A 19432-nucleotide genomic window follows, 5' to 3' on the forward strand; every position below is an offset into this window, starting at 1 on the left:
GGGGTCGGAAGAATCGTGGAGAACCTGATTGCGCTGCTGATCGCGGCGCCGTTGCTCGGAGCGGCCGTACTGCTGTGCGGCGGCCGGCGTCTCGACGCCGTCGGCCAGTGGATCGGCACGCTCCTGTCGTTCGTCTCCTTCGTCTTCGGCGTGATCCTCTTCGCCGACCTGCTGGGCAAGGACGCCGAACACCGCACCCTCACCCAGCACCTGTTCAGCTGGATCCCGGTCGAGGGCTTCCAGGCGGACGTCGCTTTCCGCCTCGACCAGCTGTCGATGACCTTCGTGCTGCTGATCACCGGCGTCGGCTCGCTGATCCACCTGTACTCGGTCGGGTACATGGAGCACGACGAGCGGCGCCGCCGCTTCTTCGGCTATCTGAACCTGTTCCTCGCGGCGATGCTGCTGCTCGTCCTCGCCGACAACTACCTCCTGCTGTACGTCGGTTGGGAGGGCGTCGGTCTCGCCTCCTACCTGCTGATCGGTTTCTGGCAGCACAAGCCCAGCGCCGCCACGGCCGCGAAGAAGGCCTTCCTGGTCAACCGCGTCGGCGACATGGGCCTGTCGATCGCGATCATGCTGATGTTCCTGTGGTTCGGCACCTTCGCCTTCGGGCCGGTGCTCGGCGGCGAGGGGGAGCCCGGCCTGGTCGGTGACGCGAGCGAGGGCAAGCTCACCGCCATCGGCCTGATGCTGCTGCTCGCCGCCTGCGGCAAGTCCGCCCAGGTGCCGCTGCAGTCCTGGCTCGGGGACGCGATGGAGGGCCCGACCCCGGTCTCGGCCCTCATCCACGCCGCGACCATGGTGACCGCGGGCGTCTACCTGATCGTCCGCTCCGGCGCCGTCTTCAACGCCGCGCCGGACGCGCAGCTGGTGGTCACCATCGTCGGTGCCGTCACGCTCCTCTTCGGTGCGATCGTCGGTTGCGCGAAGGACGACATCAAGAAGGCGCTGGCCGGCTCGACCATGTCGCAGATCGGCTACATGATCCTCGCCGCGGGCCTCGGCCCCATCGGCTACGTCTTCGCGATCATGCACCTGGTGACGCACGGCTTCTTCAAGGCCGGGCTGTTCCTCGGCGCCGGTTCCGTCATGCACGGCATGAACGACGAGGTCGACATGCGCAAGTACGGCGGCCTGCGCAAGTACATGCCGGTCACCTTCGTCACCTTCGGCCTCGGCTACCTCGCCATCATCGGCTTCCCCGGTCTGTCCGGCTTCTTCTCCAAGGACAAGATCATCGAGGCGGCGTTCGCCAAGGGCGGCACGGAGGGCTGGATCCTGGGCGGCTGCGCGCTGCTGGGCGCGGCCATCACGGCGTTCTACATGACGCGCGTGATGCTGATGACGTTCTTCGGAGAAGAACGCTGGCGCAAGACTCCGACCCCGTCCCCGGCCGAGCCCAGTGTGGAGCCCGCCGCCGAGACGCGTGGCGAGCACGCGGAGCCGCATCCGCACGAGTCGCCCAAGGTCATGACGATCCCGATGATCGTGCTGGCCGTCGGGTCGGTGGCCGGCGGTGCGTTCTTCAGCATCGGCGACCGCTTCGTGCACTGGCTGGAGCCCATCACCGGGCACTCCCACGGCAACCCGCCGATCAGCGCGGGAGTGGTCACCGGCGCGACGGTGGCATGCATGGTCATCGGCGTCGCCATCGCCTACGCCCAGTACGGCCGCCGCCCGGTCCCGGCCGTCGCCCCGCGCGGGTCGCTGCTCACCCGGGCCGCCCGGCGCGACCTGCTCCAGGACGACTTCAACCACGTCGTCCTGGTGCGCGGCGGCGAGCACCTCACGCGCTCCCTGGTGTACGTCGACCACACCCTGGTCGACGGCGTCGTCAACGGCACAGCGGCCTCGATGGGCGGCCTGTCCGGACGGATGCGCAGGCTGCAGAACGGCTTCGCGCGGTCGTACGCGGTCTCGATGTTCGGCGGTGCGGCGATCCTCATCGCCGCGACCCTGCTGATGAGGGCGGTCTGATACCGATGTCCTTTCCTCTGCTGACAGCGACGGCGGCGCTCCCGGCGATCGGGGCGATCGCCACGGCCGCCGTACCGGCCGCCCAGCGCACCGCCGCGAAGTGGCTGGCGCTGCTCTTCTCGCTCGCCACGCTCGTCCTCGCGATCACCGTCCTGGTCCGCTTCGACCCGGACGGCGACCGCTACCAGCTCACCGAGTCCCACTCCTGGATCGCGGACTTCGGGGTCCGTTACGAGCTCGGCGTGGACGGCATCGCGGTGGCGCTGATCGCGCTGACGGCGCTGCTGATCCCGTTCATCGTCCTCGCGGGCTGGCACGACGCCGACCCGCTGGAGACCGGCAGTAGCCGTTGGCGGCCGACGCAGGGCTTCTTCGCCCTGATCCTGGCCGTCGAGGCGATGGTGATCCTCTCCTTCGAGGCCACCGACGTCTTCCTCTTCTACATCTTCTTCGAGGCCATGCTCATCCCGATGTACTTCCTCATCGGCGGTTTCGGGGACCGTGCCCACGAGCACGGCGAGAAGGTGGCGTCGACGCAACGCTCGTACGCAGCCGTGAAGTTCCTGCTCTACAACCTGGTCGGCGGTCTGATCATGCTGGCCGCGGTGATCGGCCTCTATGTCGTCGCCGGGAACTTCAGCCTCCAGGGGATCGCCGAGGCCCGCGCCAACGGCACGCTCGACATGGCGACGAACACCGAACGCTGGCTGTTCCTCGGCTTCTTCTTCGCCTTCGCGGTGAAGGCGCCGCTGTGGCCGCTGCACACCTGGCTGCCCAACGCCATGGGGGAGGCCACCACACCGGTCGCCGTCCTCATCACCGCGGTCGTCGACAAGGTGGGCACCTTCGCGATGCTCCGCTTCTGCCTCCAGCTGTTCCCGGAGGCGAGCAAGTGGGCGACGCCCGCCATCCTCGTGCTGGCGGTGATCAGCATCATCTACGGGGCACTGCTCGCGGTCGGCCAGCGGGACATGAAGCGCCTGATCGCGTACGCGTCGATCTCGCACTTCGGCTTCATCATCATGGGCATCTTCGCGATGACCAGCCAGGGCCAGTCCGGTGCGACGCTCTACATGGTCAACCACGGCATCTCCACGGCCGCGTTGATGCTGGTGGCCGGCTTCCTGATCTCGCGGCGCGGCTCGCGGCTCATCGCTGACTACGGCGGTGTGCAGAAGGTCGCCCCGGTGCTCGCCGGCACCTTCCTGATCGGCGGTCTGGCGACCCTGTCGCTGCCGGGACTGGCACCGTTCGTGAGTGAATTCCTGGTCCTGGTGGGCACGTTCACGCGTTACCCGGTGATCGGCATCATCGCCACCTTCGGCATCGTGCTTGCCGCGCTCTACACCCTCGTCCTCTATCAGAGGACGATGACGGGCCCGGTGAAGCCCGAGGTCTCGGCGATGCCCGACCTCAGGGTGCGTGAACTCGTGGTCGTCGCTCCGCTGGTCGTACTGCTGATCTTCCTGGGCGTCTACCCGAAGCCCGTCACGGACATCGTCAACCCGGCGGTCCAGCAGACCATGTCCGACGTACAGAAGAAGGACCCCCAGCCCGAGGTGGAGGCGGCCAAGTGAGCGCATCAGTCGTCCACAGCCTGTGGACAACCGCGGCCGACCCGATCTCGAAGATCGACGCGCCGAAGATCGAGTACGGACAACTGTCGCCCATTTTGATCATCGTCGGCGCGGCGATCGTCGGAGTGCTGATCGAGGCGGTCGTCCCGCGCAAGGCGCGTTACTACGCGCAGGTGTTCCTCTGCGTCGTGGCGCTGGTCGCGGCCTTCGCCGCAGTCGTGGCGCTGGCGGCCGGCGGGTACGCCACCACCAAGGCGGGCATCGCCGCGATGGGCGCGATCGCCGTCGACGGACCGGCCCTGTTCCTCCAGGGAACGATCCTGCTGTCGGGCCTTGTCGGCCTGTTCACCTTCGCCGAGCGGCGACTCGACCCGGCGGCGCACGGCAACAGGGTCGACTCCTTCGCCGCACAGGCTGCCTCCGTGCCGGGCAGTGACAGCGAAAAGGCCGCCGTGAAGGCCGGGTTCACCACCACCGAGGTGTTCCCGCTGCTGATGTTCGCGGTCGCCGGCATGCTGATCTTCCCGGCGGCCAACGACCTGCTGACGCTGTTCATCGCCCTGGAAGTCTTCTCGCTCCCGCTGTACCTGATGTGCGCGCTGGCCCGCCGCAAGCGGATCATGTCGCAGGAGGCCGCGGTCAAGTACTTCCTGCTGGGTGCTTTCGCGTCCGCGTTCACGCTGTTCGGCATCGCGCTGCTGTACGGCTACGCGGGCTCCGTGTCGTACGCGACGATCGCGCAGGTCGTCGACGGTACGGTGCCGGACGTCAGCCCGGCGCTCGCGGACACGATGGGCAACGACGCGCTGCTGCTGGTCGGCGCCGCGATGATCGTCATGGGCCTGCTGTTCAAGGTGGGCGCGGTGCCGTTCCACATGTGGACGCCGGACGTCTACCAGGGCGCGCCGACGCCGGTGACCGGGTTCATGGCGGCGGCGACGAAGGTGGCGGCGTTCGGTGCGCTGCTGCGTCTGCTGTACGTCGTGCTGCCCGGTCTGCGCTGGGACTGGCGGCCGGTCATGTGGGGCGTGGCGATCGTCACCATGCTGGGCGGTGCGATCGTCGCGATCACGCAGACCGACATCAAGCGGCTGCTGGCGTACTCGTCGATCGCGCACGCGGGCTTCATCCTCGCGGGTGTCATCGCGGCCACGCCGTCCGGAGTGTCGTCCGTCCTCTTCTACCTGGGTGCGTACTCCTTCGTGACCATCGGCGCGTTCGCGGTGGTGACGCTGGTGCGCGACGCCGGCGGCGAGGCGACGCACCTGTCCAAGTGGGCCGGTCTGGGCCGCCGTTCGCCGCTGGTCGCGGCCGTGTTCGCGGTGTTCCTGCTGGCGTTCGCGGGCATTCCGCTGACCTCCGGCTTCGCCGGGAAGTTCGCCGTGTTCAAGGCGGCGGCGGAGGGCGGGGCCGGCCCGCTGGTCGTGGTCGGTGTGATCTCGTCCGCCATCGCGGCGTTCTTCTACATCCGCGTCATCGTGCTGATGTTCTTCAGCGAGCCGAGCCCGGAGGGGCCGACGGTCGCCGTGCCGTCGCCGCTGACGATGACGGCGATCGGGGTGGGCGTGGCGGTCACGCTGGTGCTGGGCGTGGCGCCGCAGTACTTCCTGGATCTCGCGAGTACGGCGGGGGTGTTCGTGCGCTGACGAGGCGCTCGCTGTTGCCCATACAGCAGCGGCCCGGCTCCCTCTGGGGTGTCGGGCCGCTGTGCTGTGTGTGGGGCTACTGTTCCTTGTCGCGGCGCGTCTTGATCTGGGTCAGGTCCAGGTCGACGGGGAACGGAACGTCCACCTTCATCCGCTCGCGGAAGATTCCCACGCTGGTGTACGTACCGGTCGTGGGCTCCAGCTCGAAGGCGTGCACCGCCGCGCGGCCCTTCTCGTTCTCCACCCTCCAGTAGTGGGAGATCTTCGCGCGGGCGTACTTCAGCGGCTTGGTCTCGCGGTCCCGGGACACGGAGTCGGCCGAGACGACTTCGATGGCCAGGAGGACCGCTTCCGCCGGGAACCGCGTCTGCTCCGAGTCCTCCACGACGTCCTCGCGCACGACGATCACATCCGGCTCGGGCCGGTTCTGGCGGTCGATGTCGATCGTGAACTCGCGGATGACTTCGAACTCCGCCGGGGCCAGGGACTGGAGCTGCCATTTGAAGAAGTCAACAGCGCGTTCGTGAAAGAGGGTCTGCGGACTCACGAAGACCAGGCTCCCGTCGATCAGTTCCGTGTGCGGAGGAAGATTCGGGAGGCGGTCCAGGTCGTCGGCGGTCCAGCCGCCTTCCGGCGGGGTCGGCCAGCTGGGCGTGGACGCCTTCGGTGCGACGCTCATCAGTGCTCCTATGGGACGGAGTCTCGCCGGTGCACTCAGACTATCCGCCGGAAACGGGCAGGTCTCCCGCGAACGTGTGAACGACGGCCGTGTCCTTGACGCAGGGCGTGCGGAGCGACCTGTGGATAACTCCGGGACTGTCGGTCGTGGCCCCTATCGTGGATGCAGTGGTCGAGGGACGACGTACGGGGGACATGGCGATGGGTGCGACGGGTGGGATCAGTGAGATGCCAAGGGTGACCGAGGCGGCACAGGCGAGCGGTGGCGAGGCGCTGGCCGCGCTGCACCGGGTCTTCGGGTACGACGCCTTCCGGGGTGAGCAGGAAGCCGTCATCGAGCATGTGGTGGCGGGCGGCGATGCCGTGGTGCTCATGCCGACCGGTGGCGGCAAGTCGCTGTGCTACCAGATTCCCTCCCTGGTCAGACCGGGTACCGGCATCGTCGTCTCGCCGCTCATCGCGCTGATGCAGGACCAGGTGGACGCGCTGCGGGCGCTCGGTGTGCGGGCCGGGTTCATGAACTCCACGCAGGACTTCGACGAGCGGCGGGTGGTGGAGGCGGAGTTCCTGGCGGGCGAGCTGGACCTGCTCTACCTCGCACCGGAGCGGCTGCGGCTGGACTCGACGCTGGACCTGCTGTCGCGCGGCAAGATCGCGGTGTTCGCGATCGACGAGGCGCACTGCGTGTCCCAGTGGGGCCACGATTTCCGCCCCGACTATCTGGCCCTCTCGCTGCTCGGCGAGCGCTGGCCGGACGTCCCGCGGATCGCGCTCACGGCGACGGCCACGCATGCGACGCACCAGGAGATCACTCAGCGGCTGAACATGCCGAGTGCCCGGCATTTCGTGGCGAGCTTCGACCGGCCCAACATCCAGTACCGGATCGTGCCGAAGGCGGACCCGAAGAAGCAGCTACTGAGCTTCCTGCGCGAGGAGCACGCGGGCGACGCGGGCATCGTGTACTGCCTGTCCCGCAAGTCCGTGGAGGCGACGGCCGAGTTCCTGAGCCGCAACGGCATCGAGGCGGTGCCGTACCACGCCGGCCTGGACGCGGGCACGCGTGCAGCGCACCAGTCCCGGTTCCTGCGGGAGGAGGGCCTGATCGTGGTGGCCACCATCGCCTTCGGCATGGGCATCGACAAGCCGGACGTGCGGTTCGTCGCCCACCTCGACCTGCCCAAGTCGGTCGAGGGCTACTACCAGGAGACGGGTCGCGCCGGCCGTGACGGTCTCCCCTCCACGGCCTGGATGGCCTACGGCCTCAACGACGTCATACAGCAGCGCAAGCTGATCCAGTCGGGCGAGGGCGACGAGGCGTTCCGGCGCCGGGCCGCCTCGCACCTGGACGCGATGCTGGGGCTGTGCGAGACGGCGCAGTGCCGACGCGGCCAGCTGCTCGCCTACTTCGGCCAGGACCCGGATCCGGTGGGCTGCGGCAACTGCGACACCTGTCTGACACCGCCGGAGACCTGGGACGGCACTGTCGCGGCGCAGAAGGTGCTGTCGACGGTGGTGCGGCTGCAGCGGGAGCGGGGGCAGAAGTTCGGGGCGCTGCAGATCGTCGACATCCTGCTGGGGCGGCGCACCGGCAAGGTGATCCAGTTCGATCATGACCAGTTGTCCGTGTTCGGCATCGGCGAGGAGCTGGGCGAGGGCGAATGGCGGGGCGTCATCCGGCAGTTGCTGGCCCAGGGGCTGCTCGCGGTCGAGGGGGAGTACGGGACGCTCGTGCTGACGGAGGCCAGTGGGTCGGTGCTGCGGCGGGAGCGGGAGGTGCCGCTGCGCAAGGAGCCGAAGAAGCCGGCGACCTCGCGTTCGGCGTCGGGTTCCGCGGGCTCCGGGCGTGGTGAGCGCAAGGCGAAGGCCGCGGTGGCCGAGCTGCCGGAGGAGCTGGTGCCGGCCTTCGAGGCGTTGCGGGCGTGGCGCGCCGAGCAGGCTCGGGAGCAGGGTGTCCCGGCGTATGTGATCTTCCATGACGCGACGTTGCGGGAGATCGTGACGGTGTGGCCCGCGACAGTGCGGGAGCTTGGTGGCGTCAGCGGCGTGGGGGAGAAGAAGCTGGTGACGTATGGGGAGGGGGTGCTCGAAGTGTTGGGCTCGGTTCGTGGGGAGCCGGCGGCGGCGGTGTCGTCGTCGGCCGAGGCGGATCCAGGGGCTTCGGGGGCGGATCACGGGGCGGGTCTCGGGGAGGACGACTGGCCCGAGATGGAGCCGGAGCCGGAGCCGGAGGACTGGGCCTAGAGGTCGGCAGCGGAGCTCGGCAGGTGCCGCGCGGGAACGCCCGCTCGGCAGGACGGTCAGGCCAGCGCCGTCAGCCCTGGAGCGAACGTGATCAGCAGCGGGAGCAGCGGCACCAGCGCTGCCAGCGTCGTCGTGAGGGCCCGGTGGCGGCGGCCCAGGCGCGGCGGCGGCTGGAGGAGGCGGTTGACGCGTTCGCCCAGGAGACGGTGGGTGGAGGCGCAGGAGAGCACGCCCCGGTGTTGGTTGAGCTCGATCAGGGCCAGTGCCGTCGTCAGGTGACCGCAGCGGCGGGACGCCGTGTCGTCGGCGGCCAGTTCGACGAGCCGGTGGGTCTGGTCGCAGAAGTGGGCGAACAACGGGATACGGGGGAAACCGGTGGCAAGCGCGGTGGAGAGGTACAGCAGCCAGTCGTGGCGAGCTTGGGCGTGGCCACGTTCATGGGTGAGGACGGCGTCGAGCTGGTGGTCGGTCAGGCGGTGCAGGGCGCCGGTGGTGACGATCAGCTGGGGCGGGCTGCCGGGCATCCACCAGGCGTCGGGGTACTCGTCCTCCAGCACCAGGAGCGGGCCGCGCGCCGAGCCGAGTCCTGCGGGCAGGTCGGGGGCGCGTTCGCGCAGGTGGGCCCTGGCCTGGCCGCGTCGCCGGCGCGCTTCGACGAGCTCGCGGGCCAGCATCGCGGTCGTCCAGGCGGCCCCGCAGGCCAGCAGCACGCTGAGGGTGGCCGCCCAGGCGGGCGCGGCCGAGAGGTCGTACGCCTCGGTCACCGACGGCGGCGCCGGAGCGAAGAGCTGGGTGCGCACCGCTCCGAAGACTGCGGCGGTGCCCAGGGCCAGGGCCGTCAGGCAGCACAGCAGGACGGTGGCGACCAGGCACTGCCACACCCAGAGCGCGACCACGGGTTCCTGTTCGGGCCAGGTGGCCCGGGTCAGTGCCCGGGGGACGGGCACGGCGGCCGTCAGGGCGACGATGCTCAACAGGAGCAGGCAGACGGTCATGCCAAGGGCTCCGGATCCTGGTCAGGGAAGGTGCGTGGGCGGCTTTACGGGGCGGTGGGCGATGAACGCACCACCCGCCGCCAGTCAGTATGACGGCGACGGTCGCCGGAGTCAGCGGGAAAGAGCCGCCGAACTCGCCGACGGGCACCATGCGCACCCCGATATGGACGTCAACCGGCCGCCTGGCGTCGCTGTGCGGCACGGCCTACGCGCGCAGTGCCTCCCGGACCGCCGTCACCACCTCTGCGTCGTCCGCTCCCAGCGCACGCGCCTGATCTGCGAATTGCCGTGCCAGTGCGGCCAGTTCGGCTCGGTCAGGGCGGTGGACGCCCGTGGGGAGCGGGGCGACGCGGGTACCCGCGCCTCGCCGGGTGCGGATCAGGGACGCTGCCTCCAGTTCGCGGTACGCCCGTGCCACGGTGCCCGTGGCCAGACCCAGGTCGGCGGCCAACTGCCGCACCGTCGGCAGGCGTTCGCCCTCCGCAAGGCGGCCGGTGGAGATCAGGGCGGCGAGCTGGGCCCGGATCTGTTCGTACGGCGGGACCGGGCTGGTCGTGTCGACGCGCAGGCCTGCCCCGCTCATCGGCGGTCGGTTCCGCTGCTGCCGGCCCGACGGCCCCGCCATGCCGTCGCCCGCGGCGAGATGATCGTGAACAGGCACCACGGCGCGGTGAGCAGGGCCAGCAGGCCCAGCGGCCACAGCACCACGTTCGCGGCCGTCCCCACGGCACCGTCGCAGGTCGTGCTCATCAGCGCGCCCGAGGCCGTCGATGCCGCGCCCAGCAGGGACGACGAGATCACCAGGCCCCAGGCGGCGACGATCGCCAACGTCCGGTCGCGGCGGGACTGTTCGTCGCCGGGACGGGTCGCGATGCGCCGCAGGGACCAGCCGCAGGCGGCCGTGGAGAGGGCGAGGGAGGCCAGGATGGGAAGGCCGTAGTAGAGGCCGGGCCAAGGGGAGTGCGACTGAGTCACGCCCCGGCAGGTCACCGTGAGCGCGCGCCCTGCACGGCCCAGGTCGTCCGGCGACGCCACCGCGGCCGCGGCCGTCAGCAGGACGACCAGTGCGGCCGCGAGGCCGAGCAGCAGGGGGGTCATCCGGGGCGGCACGTAGTCGCGGACCCGGCGTGGAGTGAGGCCCGCCGTGCGTACGGCGCCCCGGCGCGGCGCGGTCAGTGCGTCGCCCAGCAGCACTCCGGCCACCGCGCACAGGCCGAAGGCGAGGATGGCGTAGAGGGTGCCCTCCCCGTCGTTCAGGGGCTGCAGCCAGCGGGAGGCCAGCACTCCGACGGCCAGGCCGGTCCAGCGGGCGTAGCGGTCGACGGGCACGCGGGACGCGGGTGCCGACGCGGAAGGGCGCGAACCGAGTTCGAGCATGAGAGACACAGACCCCCGTGGAGACGACTGGTACGCAGACTTGTGCGCGACCTTGTACTCACCACTTGTATCAAGTGGTGAGTACAAGATGCGGCCTCCTGGGGCTTTGTGTCAACTGCTTGCTACAACTTGCCCGGTGACCTCTCCCAGCCCCACCCGAACCCCGCCCTGCCCCGGAGCCCAGGCGGACAGTGTCACCACATCGCCGTCCTCCAGGAACGTCCGCTTGCCGTCCGGGAGTTCGAGGGCGTCGCGCCCGTTCCACGTCAGCTCCAGCAGTGACCCCCGCTGGCCTTCCGTCGAGCCGCTCACGGTGCCCGAGCCGTAAAGGTCGCCGGTGCGCAGTGAGGCGCCGTTCACGGTCATGTGGGCGAGTTGCTGGGCGGCCGTCCAGTACATGGTGGAGAAGGGGGGCTCGGAGACCACGTGGCCGTTGATCGAAACGGAGATCCGCAGGTCGTAGCCGCCGGGTTCCGTTTCGGAGCCGGAGTCGTCCAGGTACGGCAGCAGCGGGTGCGTCCGCTCCGGCGGTGCCACCTGTGCCTCCTCCAGGGCGTCCAGCGGGGTGATCCAGGCTGACACCGACGTGGCGAAGGACTTGCCGAGGAACGGGCCGAGGGGGACGTACTCCCAGGCCTGGAGGTCGCGCGCCGACCAGTCGTTCAACAGGCAGAGGCCGAAGACGTGCTCCCGGAAGTCGCCCAGCGCCACCGGCCTGCCCATCTCCGACGGCACGCCGACCACGAAACCGACCTCCGCCTCGATGTCCAGGCGGACCGACGGGCCGAAGACCGGGGCCGGATCGGCGGCGGCCTTGCGCTGGCCGGAGGGTCGTACGACGTCCGTGCCGGACACCACCACCGTGCCCGAGCGGCCGTGGTAACCGATCGGCAGGTGCTTCCAGTTGGGGGTCAGGGAGTCCGCCGCGTCGGGGCGGAAGATCTGGCCGACGTTCCGGGCGTGGTTCTCGGAGGCGTAGAAGTCGACGTAGTCCGCGACCTCGAAGGGGAGGTGCAGAGTCACCGAGGACAGCGGGTGGAGGAGGTCCGCGATGGCCTCCTGGTGGGCCGGGACCGTCACCCACGCCGTCAGTGCGCGCCGTACGTCCGACCAGGTGGTGCGGCCCGCGGCGAGCAGCGGGTTCAGGGAGTCCTGGGCGAGCAGCGGGGCGTAGGGCGAGCCGAGCGCGTACGCCGCCTTGCCCGCGTCGAGGACGTGGTCGCCGAGCCGGACGCCGACCCGGCGTGCGGAGTCCGTGCCGGGGAGGGAGAAGACACCGTACGGAAGGTTGTGCGTGCCGAAGGGGTCGCCCTCGGGGAGATCGAAGGGGGGCATGGGGTGCTGCCTCACTCTCATACGCTCCGTATGCCATGTGGTCGGGCCACACGTTACGGGTGAGACGCCTGTCTTGGGCAGTGCGGAGTTTCGCGTCGCCCAGGGCGACGAATCTGCTGGTCGCCGCACTCGTCCGACGTACAGGCGGCCCCTGGCGCGGGAGGCACGAACCGCGCGGCCGTCGCCGTCACCGACATGTTCAACCGCGTCAACACACCATCAAGGAGCCTGCGAACACCACGTGGGGGTGAAATCGCAACCAGTGGAGGGAAGTTGCGGGGTGGAGGCGAACGCGGAAACAGCAGCGGAACCGGAACTGCTGTCAACACATGTGAACACAGCAGCCGTCCGGTTCACATCGAGTCGATGGGGCGTCCTGTCCGTATTCTCTGATCATGGCCCCACCCATCGCATATTCACTCATCGCCACTGACCTGGACGGGACGCTGCTGCGCGGCGACGACACGCTCTCGGACCGGTCCCTCGACGCGCTCGCGCAGGTGGCGGCGGCCGGTGCCCAGCACCTTGTCGTGACGGGACGGCCCGCGCCCAGAGTGCGGCCGCTCCTCGACATCCTGGGCAGCAGGGGGCTCGCGGTGTGCGGACAGGGCGCGCAGTTGTACGACGCCGGCGCGGACCGTCTGCTGTGGTCCGTCACCCTGGACCGGGAGTTGGCGGAGACCGCGCTCGGCAAGATCGAGGCCGAGGTGGGTCAGGTGTACGCGGCCGCCGACCAGGACGGTGTCGACGGGCTCACGCTCATCGAGCCCGGGTATCTGATGCCCCACCCCACCCTGCCCGCCGTCCGCGTCCGGCACCGCGACGACCTGTGGTGCGAGCCGATCAGCAAAGTGCTGCTGCGCCATCCCACCCTCTCCGATGACGAGTTGGCCGCGACGGCGCGCGCGGTGGTCGGATCCCTGGCGACGGTCACCATGTCGGGGCCGGGCACCGTCGAACTCCAGCCATGCGGCATCACCAAGGCGACCGGTCTCGCGCTCGCCGCCGAGCATCTGGGCCTCGGCGCGCACGAGACCATCGCCTTCGGCGACATGCCGAACGACATCCCGATGTTCGACTGGGCCGCCCGCGGTGTCGCGATGGCCAACGCGCACCCCGAACTCAAGGCGGTCGCCGACGAGATCACCCTCTCGAACGAGGACGACGGCATCGCCGTCGTCCTCGAGAGACTGTTCGCGGGGAGCCTGGTCGACTTCGCCCAGTAGTGCCCGTTCTTCGACCAGTAAGGAATGGTTTCGCCTAGTAGGGACCGTTCACGTTGTCGATCGAGCCGTACCGCGCGGCCGCGTAGTTGCACGCGGCCGTGATGTTCGCGACCGGGTCGAAGGGGTCGTAGACCGTCCCCGGCACGTGGTAGGCCGCGAAGGTGGGATCGATGACCTGCAGGAGGCCCTTGGAGGGGGTGCCCGCCGCGGCGTTGGAGTCCCAACCGTTGATGGCGGCCGGGTTACCGGACGACTCGCGCATGACGTTGCGGTAAATGCCGTCGTATGAACCGGGAATTCCGTTTTGTGCCATGATGTCCAGCGCATTGCGGATCCAGCCGTCGAGGTTGTCCGGGTACGACTTCACGGAGGCCGTGGTGGCATGGGCGACGGCGGACTTCTTGGCCGGCGCGGACGCCTTGTCGGCCGTCTTGCTCGCGGTGCCGGCCTTCGTCGCGCGGACCTTCAGGTCGAGGCCCGGGTGGATCAGCCTGGGGTTATCGCCGACGGCCTTGCGGTTGTCCTTGTAGAGCTGCCGCCAGCCGCCCTGTGCGTCGTACCGGTCCGCGATGCCGTAGAGCGAGTCGCCCTTCTTCGTGGTGTAGGTGACGGACTTGGTCTTCGCCGCGGACGGCGCGGACTGCGGCGCCGTCTGCGCGACGGCGGGGGCCTGGGCCGGCTGTGCGGCGCTCGCGGTGGTCGCGCTCAGGAGCGGGAGGGCGAGGGCGGCGGTACCGGTTCCGGCTGCGATGACGTGCCGGGTGAGGGGGCTGGTTCTGGGGCGGCGGTGCTTGCCTCGGGCCATGGCGCTGTTCCTCTCCGACGCCTGCGAGGTGAGCTGTCGGGTTCGGGCGAGAGATGCCCGGCCGCGCCGCCGTGCGGTGGCGCGGACTTCACCCCGAGCCGGCCCGGTGCGCCATCAAGGCGTCCGGTCCGGCGGCTTACCTGGGTCCCCCGCTCCTGCCGTTCTTGAGTGAGTACGTAGGTGGATGACTCGGGCGGCGGCAGGATTAGGCGTCCGCCCGACTGAGCGGGAACGTATGCGAGAGCACATGCCCGGAACAAGTGCCATGGTCACCTGTCGTGCCGGTTGACCATGGTCTGGTGTGTATGGGGCGCTTGATCCTTTGCGGTTGCCAAGCCTCAACTTGCGCTCGGCGCAAGGGGTGAAGGGGGTGCGTCCGGCCGTGTCTGCGACTGGGCGTGCGTGACCCAATTCACTGGCATCCACAAGAGCGGCAAATCGGGCAATGGTTCCAACTCGCCGTTAACCGGCCGTACGTTGAGTCCGTTTCTCCCAGGTGTGGTGGAAAAGTACCTCTTCGCCCTCCTGGCAGATCACCTCGTTCGAGGTGACGAAATGCTCCCCGTCGCAGCTGATCTCCGAGCGCGTCCGCACCGTCGCGTCCCACGCCAGATCCGGGCGGTGCAGCCGGATCGACCAGTCCGAGCGGGTGCGGGCCGACAAGGGGTCCGACTCGTCGATGGTGTACGTCTCCAGCGCGTCCTCGGTGAACTCCAGGCCGTCGGGGTACACGCGCGTGCCGCCGTACCGAGGGTCGACCTCAAGGCGCCACTCGCCCTTGGCGACGTCGCGCACGACGAGTCGCTCGGGGCGCGGTTCGTCCAGCGTGATGGGGGAGTTCACGCCGAGCGGCTCCGCCTGCTCCGGTTCCTCGAAGGCGATCACTGGCTCGCCCGCTGATTCCTCCAACGCACGCGCGCGTACCGGAAGTTCCAGTGAGCTCCCCGCCGGCTCAAGGGTGAAGCCCGCCGACGATTCCGGCTGGGGCCAGATCCACGGCCAGTACGCGGAGGAGACGGCGAGGCGGATGCGGTGGCCGGGTGGGAAGGCGTGGCCGATGCCGTTCAGCTCGAACGTCACGTCCTCGGTGGCACCCGGCTCCCACGGCACCGCGCGGTCACGGCCGTGGCGCGCCGACAGGTTCAGCACGCCGCGCGTGACCAGGGTCGAGGCGCCGTCGGGTGCCACGTCGCAGAGCCTGGCGACGACCTGCCCACGCGGCACCTCCGAGGTCAGCCGCAGCCGCACCTTCGGCCGCCCCAACACCCAGGTCTCCTCGCCCACTTCGAACTCGAAGCAAGCCGACCGCCCGTCCTCCTCCCGCTGGTCGGGCGGCAGGTCGGCGTCATTGCCGAAGGGGAAGAACCGGCCGGCGTCGATGCCGGTGTGCATGGGCGAGCGGACGAGGACGGGGGCGCCCTGGCAGGCGTACGTCACGCTGCGCACGTGGGGAGAGGGCCAGGCCGGCTCACCGACCCAGCGGCCCGGCAGCGTGGGGTACACCGTGGCCGGGCGGTGGGAGTCGCTGACGTACGCGCGCAGCAGGGGCTCGGACAGGACGTCGGTGTCCTCGCCCTTCAGCCAGTGGTCCCACCAGCGCAGCGTCTCCTGGAGGAAGCCGATCGCCGGGCCCGGCGGCAGGCCCCGGTCCGGGTACTGGTGCGACCAGGGACCGATCAGGCCGCGGACGCGGTCGGCGGGCAGGTGCTCGACGAGGCGCAGGACCGTGTCGCGGTACGGGTCGTGCCAGCCACCCACCGCAAGGACGGCGGCGTCGATCGCGCCGTAGTCCTCGCAGACGCTGCCGTGGCGCCAGTAGTCGTCGCGACTCTGGTGGTCGAGCCAGGTGTGGATGAACGGGTCGACGGCCTCCAGCCGCCCCAGCCACATGTCGCGCCAGGCGTCGCCGACGTACCGCGGGTCCGGCGGACGGCAGACGAAGGCGAGCATGGTCGACGCCCAGGCGTGCATGTCGACGGCGAGGACGGAACCTCCCATGTAGTGCACGTCGTTGTCATAGCGATCGTCCGTGGAGCAGACCGTGACGATCGCCTTGAGCGGTTCGGGCGCGAGGGCCGCGATCTGGAGGGAGTTGAAGCCGCCCCAGGAGATGCCGAACATGCCGACCTTGCCGTTGCACCAGGGCTGGGCCGCCAGCCAGTTGACCACGTCGACCCCGTCGGCGAGCTCCGTCGCCGAGTACTCGTCCGTCGGCGTGCCCTCGCTGTTGCCGTGGCCGCGGATGTCCACGCGGACGGAGGCGTAGCCGTGGCCGGCGTACCAGGGGTGGCGTTGGTGGTCGCGGGGCGCGGTCCAGTCGGTCAGGCGGTACGGCAGGTATTCGAGGAGCGCCGGTACGGGCTCGTCCGTCAGCGGGCGCCACACGCGCGCGTACAGCAGAGTCCCGTCCGGGAGCGGGATCCAGAGGTCCTCGTGAGTCGTCTCGTGGGGAAAGGACGTACGGATGTGCATGAGCGGGATCCCCGTCTGGTCGGTGCACCGGGTGCAACGTGTCTGGTCGGTGCGCCGGGTGCGCTATGTCCGGTCAGTGCACCGGGTGCATCGTGCGGCGCAGCCAGCGTGCCGCGGCCGTCACGGCCAGCCCCGCGGCCACCGCGATCGCGCCGTTGACGCCGAAGTAGGCGGGCTGGGAGACGTCGTCGTAGAGCTTGACCGTCTGGGCCTGGATGCCGTTGGCGAGGGCCAGGGACAGGAACCAGAGGGACATGGTCTGACTGGCGAAGGCCGCCGGGGCGAGCTTGCTCGTGGCCGACATGCCGGAGGTCTCCAGAAGGACGTCGCCGAGGCCGAGCAGCAGGTACGAACCCACGATCCACCAGACGGACATGAGGTAGTCGTCGGAGGAGTGCCCGGCGGTCGGCAGCACCATCAGCAGGAAGGACAGACCGCCGAGTACGACCCCGATCGCGATCTTGTGGGAGGCGTGCGGCTGGCGGTGCCCCATGCGGACCCAGAGCGCGGCGACGACGGGCGCGAGGGCGACCTCGAAGGCGCCGAGGGCGGAGGCGTACCAGCCGGCGGGGAAGTCGAAGCCGAGGATCGACGTCTCGGCGTTGGTCGAGGCCAGCAGCATCATCGTCGAGTACGCCTGGAAGAGGATGAAGTTGAAGACCGTCGAGGCGAGGAAGAGGACGACATACGGGCGCAGTCGTCCGCGTTCCTCGGGGGTCACGCGCGGGCTGGCGAACATCACCGCGAAGTAGACGATCGGGGCGATCACCGAGACGAGGGTGAGCAGGTCGACGAAGCGGTCCATGGTGAGCCGGCCGGCTGCGGCGAGGAGGACGGCGAGGGCAGCGGTGGCGACGAGGCCCGCGACGACGAGGCGGACCGCCCGGCGCGATGGGGCTCCCGCCGCGCGAGCGCCTTCGAGCGTGGGGGAGTCCGGGGGCGGCGCGAACTCGGCGGCGTGCTTCCGTCCGGCCAGGTGACGGCGGCCGACGACGTACTGGACCAGGCCGAACGTCATGCCGATCGCGGCCGCCGAGAAACCCCAGTGCCAGCCCCTGTGGTCGCCGAGCCAGCCGGTGACCAGCGGGCCCGCGAAGGCGCCGATGTTGATCGCCATGTAGTAGAGCGCGAAGCCGGCGTCGCGGCGGTCGTCGTCGGTGCGGTACAGCTTGCCGACCATGGTGGCGACGTTGGGCTTGAGCAGGCCTGTGCCCGCGCTGATCAGGCCGAGGCCCACCCAGGTCATGCCGGCGGTCGGCACCGCCATGGCGTAATGGCCGCAGGCGATGAGGATGCCGCCCCACAGCACCGCGCGGTACGAGCCGAGGACGCGGTCGGCGAGCCAGCCGCCGGCGACGGAGACCAGATAGACGAGGGTGCCGTAGGCGGCCGAGACGGAGGCGGCGGTTCCGGCCGACATGCCCATACCGCCGTGGGTCACCGCGTCGGCGAAATACAGCACGAGGATGGCCTGCATGCCGAGGAACGAGAAGCGTTCCCAGACCTCGAGACCGGAGAGCGTGAGCAGGCCTTTGGGCTGGCCGAAGAAGGCGTGGTCGTCGCGGGACGGAGGCCTGCTTTCGGGCTGGACGTCGACTTCGGTTCGGGACACGGGCCGCTACTTCCCTATAAGTCGATGGATATCCGGCCTTATCACGTGATCAAAAACATACCGGTCGTGATCCAATACCGCCCATGGTGGACGGGTGGGCGGCATCGGTGATCGAAACATGACCGGATACGCTGACTTGAGTGAGGGCAGCGACCTATCGACAAACCGTGTAACCGCCAGAAGACACCAGCAGACAGGAGACCCCTCGTGACCGTCGTCGGGCCGTTCGGGCTGAGCGTGCGGGACCAGGCTCTGGAAGCCGATGTCCAGGCCGGATTGGCGGCTGTCGAGGAGGGATTGCTCGAAGCCACCAAGAGTGAGGTCCCCTTCATCACGGAGGCCGCCCAGCACCTGGTGCGGGCGGGTGGAAAGCGGTTCCGGCCGCTGCTCGTGATGCTCACTGCCCAGTTCGGGGACCGGTATGCGCCGGGGGTCGTGCCGTCGGCGGTGGTGGTCGAGCTGACCCATCTGGCGACGCTGTACCACGACGACGTGATGGACGAGGCGGCGGTACGGCGGGGTGTCGACAGTGCGAACACCCGCTGGGGCAACTCGGTCGCCGTGCTGACCGGCGACTTCCTGTTCGCGCGCGCCTCGCACATCCTGGCCGACCTCGGGCCCGAGGCGGTGCGGGTGCAGGCCGAGGCGTTCGAGCGGCTGGTGACCGGCCAGATCCTGGAGACCGCGGGGCCGCAGGACGGGCGGGACCCGGTGGAGCACTACCTGGATGTGCTCAGCGGGAAGACCGGGTCACTGGTGGCCGTCTCGTGCCGGTTCGGCGCGATGATGTCGGGCACCGACGAGACCGTGGTCGATGTGCTGACCCAGTACGGCGAGCGGCTGGGGGTCGCCTTCCAGCTGGCGGATGACGTGCTGGACATCGCGAGTGACTCCCATGAGTCCGGGAAGACGCCGGGGACCGATCTCCGGGAGGGGATTCCTACGCTGCCGGTGCTGCGGTTGCGGGAGCGGGCCGAGCGGTTGGGGCTGGCGGAGGATGTCGCGTTGTGCGAGCTGCTGGACTCCGACCTGAGTGATGACGGGCGGCACGCGGAGGCGTTGGCTGCGCTTCGGGCGCATCCGGCGCTGGAGCAGGCCCGCCGGGACACGGTGCGGTACGCGGAGGATGCGCGGGCCGCGTTGGCGCCGTTGCCCGATATTGATGCCAAGGCTGCGTTGATGGAGTTGTGTGACGCGGTGGTGCATCGGGCCGGGTAGGTTCCCCCCGCCCCCGCCCCTGCCCCCCGGCCCCTGCCCCCCTCCCCGCCGCCGCCCCTGCCCGTCCCATACCCAGGGGCGCTGCCCCTTTCGACCCGCTCCCTGGGGCTGTCGCCCCCAGAACCCGCTTCGGCCCCGAACGGGCCTCGTCTTCAAATGCCGGACGGGCTGGGTAGTACTGACCGGCACTGAAGGGGATCTGTGATGCGGCTCACGAAGCTGGACTGAGTCCAAATTAAGATCGCCTCCGTATGAATGCCCAGAAGCTGA

14 protein-coding genes and 1 riboswitch are annotated in these 19432 nt (G+C 69.7%); of the genes, 6 read left to right on the plus strand and 8 right to left on the minus strand.

Annotation, left to right across the window (positions count from 1 at the left end; all coding sequences use genetic code 11):
* Window positions 1–15: 15 nt before the first annotated feature.
* Genes nuoL through nuoN form a run of 3 tightly spaced genes read left to right on the plus strand, consistent with a single transcriptional unit; the run spans window position 16 to window position 5203 of the window.
* Window positions 16–1980: an NADH-quinone oxidoreductase subunit L gene (gene nuoL / locus AB5J49_RS28190; protein WP_369171588.1), complete on the plus strand. Its 1965-nt coding sequence runs from the start codon at window positions 16–18 to the stop codon at window positions 1978–1980.
* Between the two features lie 5 nt (window positions 1981–1985).
* Entirely contained in the window at window positions 1986–3557 is a 1572-nt protein-coding gene (locus AB5J49_RS28195) for an NADH-quinone oxidoreductase subunit M (RefSeq protein WP_369171589.1), read from the plus strand.
* The gene (gene nuoN, locus AB5J49_RS28200; protein ID WP_369171591.1) at window positions 3554–5203 is read left to right on the plus strand and encodes an NADH-quinone oxidoreductase subunit NuoN; all 1650 of its coding nucleotides are present in this window, start codon (window positions 3554–3556) and stop codon (window positions 5201–5203) included. The genes AB5J49_RS28195 and nuoN overlap by 4 nt, the downstream gene beginning before the upstream one ends.
* Before the next feature lie 76 nt (window positions 5204–5279).
* Here the strand turns inward: nuoN and AB5J49_RS28205 are convergent, their stop codons facing one another.
* Window positions 5280–5882 carry a Uma2 family endonuclease gene (locus AB5J49_RS28205; protein ID WP_369171592.1) on the minus strand — a complete coding sequence of 201 codons (603 nt, stop codon included), beginning with the start codon at window positions 5880–5882 and terminating at the stop codon, window positions 5280–5282.
* Window positions 5883–6082: 200 nt separating this feature from the next.
* Between AB5J49_RS28205 and recQ the strand changes: the two genes are divergently transcribed.
* A complete protein-coding gene (gene recQ, locus AB5J49_RS28210; RefSeq protein WP_369175290.1) occupies window positions 6083–8122 on the plus strand; it encodes a DNA helicase RecQ in 2040 nt (679 codons plus the stop codon).
* A gap of 56 nt (window positions 8123–8178) precedes the next feature.
* Here the strand turns inward: recQ and AB5J49_RS28215 are convergent, their stop codons facing one another.
* From AB5J49_RS28215 to fahA, 4 genes are all read right to left on the minus strand, one after another.
* Window positions 8179–9117 (minus strand): M56 family metallopeptidase, encoded by a 939-nt coding sequence (locus AB5J49_RS28215; protein WP_369171593.1) that lies wholly within the window; start codon window positions 9115–9117, stop codon window positions 8179–8181.
* A 205-nt stretch (window positions 9118–9322) separates the two neighbouring features.
* On the minus strand, window positions 9323–9700 hold the full coding sequence (locus AB5J49_RS28220; protein ID WP_369171594.1) for a GntR family transcriptional regulator: 378 nt from the start codon (window positions 9698–9700) through the stop codon (window positions 9323–9325).
* On the minus strand, window positions 9697–10446 hold the full coding sequence (locus tag AB5J49_RS28225; protein ID WP_369171595.1) for a hypothetical protein: 750 nt from the start codon (window positions 10444–10446) through the stop codon (window positions 9697–9699). Before AB5J49_RS28225 ends, AB5J49_RS28220 begins: the two co-directional genes overlap by 4 nt.
* 159 nt (window positions 10447–10605) lie before the next feature.
* Entirely contained in the window at window positions 10606–11829 is a 1224-nt protein-coding gene (gene fahA / locus AB5J49_RS28230; RefSeq protein WP_369171596.1) for a fumarylacetoacetase, read from the minus strand.
* Between the two features lie 395 nt (window positions 11830–12224).
* On the opposite strand from fahA, the gene AB5J49_RS28235 reads away from it, so the two are divergent.
* A complete protein-coding gene (locus AB5J49_RS28235) occupies window positions 12225–13055 on the plus strand; it encodes an HAD family hydrolase (RefSeq protein WP_369171597.1) in 831 nt (276 codons plus the stop codon).
* 34 nt (window positions 13056–13089) lie between these two features.
* On the opposite strand, the gene AB5J49_RS28240 is transcribed toward AB5J49_RS28235, so the two are convergent.
* From AB5J49_RS28240 to AB5J49_RS28250, 3 genes are all read right to left on the minus strand, one after another.
* The gene (locus tag AB5J49_RS28240) at window positions 13090–13860 is read right to left on the minus strand and encodes a transglycosylase SLT domain-containing protein (protein ID WP_369171598.1); all 771 of its coding nucleotides are present in this window, start codon (window positions 13858–13860) and stop codon (window positions 13090–13092) included.
* 5 nt (window positions 13861–13865) lie between these two features.
* A riboswitch (cyclic di-AMP (ydaO/yuaA leader) is annotated at window positions 13866–14045 on the minus strand.
* Window positions 14046–14322: 277 nt separating this feature from the next.
* Complete coding sequence (locus AB5J49_RS28245; protein ID WP_369171599.1) at window positions 14323–16332, minus strand: CocE/NonD family hydrolase; 2010 nt, start codon at window positions 16330–16332, stop codon at window positions 14323–14325.
* 73 nt (window positions 16333–16405) lie between these two features.
* Window positions 16406–17944 carry a peptide MFS transporter gene (locus AB5J49_RS28250; protein WP_369171600.1) on the minus strand — a complete coding sequence of 513 codons (1539 nt, stop codon included), beginning with the start codon at window positions 17942–17944 and terminating at the stop codon, window positions 16406–16408.
* A gap of 207 nt (window positions 17945–18151) precedes the next feature.
* Here AB5J49_RS28250 and AB5J49_RS28255 point away from each other — a divergent pair, with 207 nt between their 5' ends.
* Window positions 18152–19162, plus strand: coding sequence for a polyprenyl synthetase family protein (locus AB5J49_RS28255; protein WP_369171602.1), 1011 nt, complete (start codon window positions 18152–18154; stop codon window positions 19160–19162).
* The last annotated feature ends 270 nt before the right edge of the window (window positions 19163–19432 follow it).

This window comes from Streptomyces sp. R28 (assembly GCF_041052385.1).
GTDB lineage: Bacteria > Actinomycetota > Actinomycetes > Streptomycetales > Streptomycetaceae > Streptomyces.

Coding starts and splice junctions, on each gene's coding strand:
- recQ (WP_369175290.1), top strand. CDS start 6,083: ATGGGTGCGACGGGTGGGATCAGTGAGATGCCAAGGGTGACCGAGGCG.
- AB5J49_RS28205 (WP_369171592.1), bottom strand. CDS start 5,882: ATGAGCGTCGCACCGAAGGCGTCCACGCCCAGCTGGCCGACCCCGCCG.
- AB5J49_RS28245 (WP_369171599.1), bottom strand. CDS start 16,332: ATGCACATCCGTACGTCCTTTCCCCACGAGACGACTCACGAGGACCTC.
- AB5J49_RS28215 (WP_369171593.1), bottom strand. CDS start 9,117: ATGACCGTCTGCCTGCTCCTGTTGAGCATCGTCGCCCTGACGGCCGCC.
- AB5J49_RS28240 (WP_369171598.1), bottom strand. CDS start 13,860: ATGGCCCGAGGCAAGCACCGCCGCCCCAGAACCAGCCCCCTCACCCGG.
- AB5J49_RS28195 (WP_369171589.1), top strand. CDS start 1,986: ATGTCCTTTCCTCTGCTGACAGCGACGGCGGCGCTCCCGGCGATCGGG.
- AB5J49_RS28220 (WP_369171594.1), bottom strand. CDS start 9,700: ATGAGCGGGGCAGGCCTGCGCGTCGACACGACCAGCCCGGTCCCGCCG.
- fahA (WP_369171596.1), bottom strand. CDS start 11,829: ATGCCCCCCTTCGATCTCCCCGAGGGCGACCCCTTCGGCACGCACAAC.
- AB5J49_RS28235 (WP_369171597.1), top strand. CDS start 12,225: ATGGCCCCACCCATCGCATATTCACTCATCGCCACTGACCTGGACGGG.